The organism is Burkholderia sp. Ac-20384 (genome assembly GCF_017104605.1).
Taxonomy (GTDB): Bacteria; Pseudomonadota; Gammaproteobacteria; order Burkholderiales; family Burkholderiaceae; genus Burkholderia; species Burkholderia lata.
Genome location: NZ_JAAGPE010000522.1, coordinates 1 through 3,702 on the forward strand (window position 1 = coordinate 1; position 3,702 = coordinate 3,702).

The window sequence follows — 3,702 nt, forward strand, 5'->3', positions numbered from 1 at the left end:
CGCACCGCCTCCACCTTGAATTCCTGCGTGTATTGCCTTCTCGGCACCACGTTCTCTGCCATTCTGTTCTCCATACAGTCAAAAAGTTATCAAACTTCTTGCTGTACGTGGAATCGAGACAGGGTCATGATGCCGCTGGGTAGCCGTACAGACAGCCGGGCTCGCGACGATGCTGTAGCTGCCGCTGGCGGTACCTCTCGACACACCGGCAGAGACGCCGGCGCCGTCTCTACCGTCTCCAGCATACCGTTGTCGACCGTCACCACGGGAACGAATGCCGACGCTTCCGATTCCGTGAGCTTCGGAAACGCAGGGGTTACGCATGCCTTCCGATACATCTCGACCCATTTGCGCAACTGGTTTGCGTTCACACCGGCCTTGAGCGCCAGGCCCGACAGTGACGCGCCAGGTTGCAAGCACGCCTCGATCAGGCGCCGTTTGCCATCTGGATCGAATGATCGTTTGCCATTTGGGGCGACGTGCGTCACCTTCAGAGGCGAGAAATCGAGGTCAATCGTGTCAAGTGTCATCGTGGTTGCGTCCGCAAGTGTGGAGGTTGCGGACGCAAGCGTGACGTTTCTCAGACTTGCACGCTATGTGCGGAGAATTTCGCGGTTACACTAAAGGTGAGACTTTCTCGATTCGGAGAGAATATCCAAGGCGCGGGCCATAAGCGGCAACGGTTTGCAGCCGATTGGCGTAAAGATGCAACCCCGCCACGCAGTGAGTGATCGCGTATTCGCCCGGCAGCATCGTGCCAACACGCGAGTTTCGCCTGGGCTTATCGGTCAGCGAATGCGTCACGGATTTGCCTGGTACGTTTCACTTCGCCGCTACGCAGGTAGATCGAGGTGGTCGCGATCGATGCCTGGCGGATGGTTATCGAACCATTGTCAGTTCCGCTCCGCGTGCCAACGCATGAGTGGCGTGGGTGTGGCATCTAGTGCGAGCTGGCGCGGCGCACTTTTCGACTGTCGTCCGATGGTCGTACTGGATCACATTGTCTAGTCGCACGAAGTTCGCATTGCGCACCATTTCTTCGTGTGCGCCGCAACGTTAAAGAGACGAGGCTCTACCCTGAGCTTATCCTCAGCAAAGTGTGAGATGGCGGATGTATAGGTCAATCAACCCAACAGTGCGGTCCGGCGGCCTTCAACGCACGGACAGCCCATCAGTCCGTGAACAGACGACAGACCTTTCGAATCCCGGGAAAGCAAGGTTGCCGCTAACCGGTCCGCTGTCCGGTCTCTCGTCGTTCGGACAAAAGGATTCGTCGGCCCATAAACAGACCGCTTATTCATACGCCTTTCGTGGCGACGGAGATATCTTCGACCAGGCCGCGTCGCAAAACTTGCCGCGAATACTCAAACAGGCGCGGGACCCGAGTGCGCGCGGGCCGATCCCGGTTATCGCCCGTGACGAAACGACCTATCACCAATTGCTTCTGGCGCGTGAGGCCCATATGGGAGAGCTCGACGCCAACTTCCAGGAAGCCAATGGCGCGGTGAAAGGGATCGATGGATTGTTGTCGCAGGTCCGGAAGGACAAGGCAGCACTGCAAAAGATGGACCCGCGGGACCCGCGAGTCCAGGCCGATCTGTCAACCGCACACGCTCAGGAAGACCAGTTGCTAAACATCCGGCCGAAATCCGTTGCCGCCCGGGATACCTGGAAGGCACAGTTGGACGCCAGCTATCTCACGCCCATAATCCAGCCGAAGCATTCGCCGATCAAGGACCTCGATCCACACAATAGCAAGCTCTATGTCTTGGGACACGGATTTGCGAATGGCGATAAGCTGTCTTCGACTGCGTCGGGGGACGCCACGTTTTCTCTAAAGGATGTGGCCAAAGGCTTGAAGGAAGACGGGTTGCATCCCGCATTCGAATCATTTCGGATGCCTTCATGCCATAGCGCCGATACGGAGAACCGGCCGAGTTTCGTCGAAAATCCCCCTGCCCGGACATACTCGGGCACCGCGCCAGCGCAGACATTCGCGAATGAACTGAAGAGCGCTGGCTTTTCGAGTCCCAAAGTGACCGGATATCAGGGCGCAGGTAAAAGAGTGCCGGACGGCCGCACTGCCGAACGGGTCACATCGGACAATTCGGATGTCGCCCGGCGTAGCGAGGTCGCAAAAGTTTTTACACCTGAATCGCAATTGGTGGCAAATACGCTTGGGTTTATGTCGAAGCTGTTTTGAGGCGTGCTTCATTCCCGGGTTACACATCAGACCGGCGTAGCGGGGTCCGGATGGTCGATAATGGCCTCCTCATTTTCAGGGAGAGGCGCAGATGTAACGGTCGACGGGCGAGGCGGCGAGGCTGCCTGGGTGTGAGCGCAGGCGTCTGGGGATCAGTGTCTTTTTGGGCGGACAAACGATCCGCGCGCTGGCCGATGCGCACGGCGTGAGCCGCAAGTTCGTCTACCAGCAGAAGCACAAGGCGGACGCTGCGCTGGATGTCGCGTTCACGCCGGCCTTGCCCGCGGAAGCCGAACCGGTGCTGTGCACGCTGTCCGTGACCCCACGCTGGCTGCGCCGGGCGATCCTCGCGCTCACGCTGGTCTGCCGCAGTTCGTATCGTGGCGTGGTGCAGTTCGTGCGCGACCTGCAGGGCCTGTCGATCAGCGAAGGCCACATGCACGACGTGTTGCAGTGGGTCGCGCAGCAGGCCGGCGAGATCAAACGGCAGCAGGATCTTTCCGGAGTCCGCGTGGGCCTGCACGACGAGATCTTTCACGGCGGCCGGTCGGTACGGGCTGGCGTCGATGCCGAGTCCACGTACTGCTATCTGCTGGCCGCGGAGGACCATCGCGACGGCGACACCTGGGGCGTACACCTGCTCGAGGCGGCACAGCAGGGACTGGCGCCCGCTTACACGATCGCCGATGCGGGCCAGGGCCTGCGCGCCGGACAGCAGGCGGTCTGGGGCGACACGCCCTGCCATGGCGATGTGTTCCATATCCAACGCCAGTGCGAGACGCTCGCCAGTACGCTCAGGCGCGTGGCGGTGGGCTCGCAACGCCAGATGCTCGAGGCACGCGTGGCCCGCCCGGGCAGGCGGAGCTGCGCCCGGCGTGACAGCCAGACCTTGCGCCGGGCACGTGAGGCTGAAGCGCGGGCGCAGGCACTCGCGCGAAGCGCTGTTCGACTTCGTCGTCGACCAGTTGCGCGAGCGTGAGCATCTCGATGCGCGGCCTATCCGCCACGCTGCGCGTGGCATTGCAGAACCAGCGCGATGACCTGCTCGCGTTCGTCGGCGTGCTCGACGGCAAGCTCGCGGCGGTCGCCCGGCGCACCGGTTCGCCCGAACAGGCCGTGCGCGCCACGTGCCTGCTGCATTGCAAGCCGTCCACCTCGCCTGCGTACTGGCAGGGATGCGGGCGCTTGCGCGCGAGGCTGAGCAGCGCGTTCCAGACGGTCTTCGCCGCGGTGTCAGACGCGCTGCAGCACACGCCTCGCAGCAGCTCACTCGTGGAGAACCTGAACTCGCGGCGGCGCAACTACTTCACGCTGCGCCGCCATCTGGGCACGTCATATCGTAAGCGACTCACGAGGGCCGCTGTGGCGCGATTGACCTGCCCCCGGTTTTAGTCCGGACTGCAGTTAGAGTCCAAGGTTAAAAACTGCTGCTTTGCATCGTGCGCCAAGGCGAACTGCACCGGCGTCAGATAGCCGAGTGAGCTATGAGGCCGCTCGGT

4 protein-coding genes and 1 pseudogene are annotated in these 3,702 nt (G+C 61.5%); 3 read left to right on the plus strand and 2 right to left on the minus strand.

Going from position 1 to position 3,702, the window contains the following annotated elements:
• Window positions 1-89 precede the first annotated feature (89 nt).
• Entirely contained in the window at window positions 90-530 is a 441-nt protein-coding gene (locus tag G3O00_RS41010) for a transposase (protein ID WP_206146410.1), read from the minus strand.
• A 251-nt stretch (window positions 531-781) separates the two neighbouring features.
• A pseudogene (locus G3O00_RS44040) lies at window positions 782-942 on the minus strand (site-specific integrase); the annotation flags it as partial.
• 277 nt (window positions 943-1,219) lie between these two features.
• Between G3O00_RS44040 and G3O00_RS41015 the strand changes: the two are divergent.
• The 3 genes from G3O00_RS41015 (at window position 1,220) to G3O00_RS41025 (ending at window position 3,595) form a co-directional block, all read left to right on the plus strand.
• Complete coding sequence (locus tag G3O00_RS41015; protein ID WP_206146411.1) at window positions 1,220-2,203, plus strand: hypothetical protein; 984 nt, start codon at window positions 1,220-1,222, stop codon at window positions 2,201-2,203.
• A gap of 163 nt (window positions 2,204-2,366) precedes the next feature.
• Entirely contained in the window at window positions 2,367-3,182 is an 816-nt protein-coding gene (locus tag G3O00_RS41020; RefSeq protein WP_206146412.1) for a hypothetical protein, read from the plus strand.
• Window positions 3,179-3,595, plus strand: coding sequence for a hypothetical protein (locus G3O00_RS41025; protein ID WP_206146413.1), 417 nt, complete (start codon window positions 3,179-3,181; stop codon window positions 3,593-3,595). Before G3O00_RS41020 ends, G3O00_RS41025 begins: the two co-directional genes overlap by 4 nt.
• Window positions 3,596-3,702 lie beyond the last annotated feature (107 nt).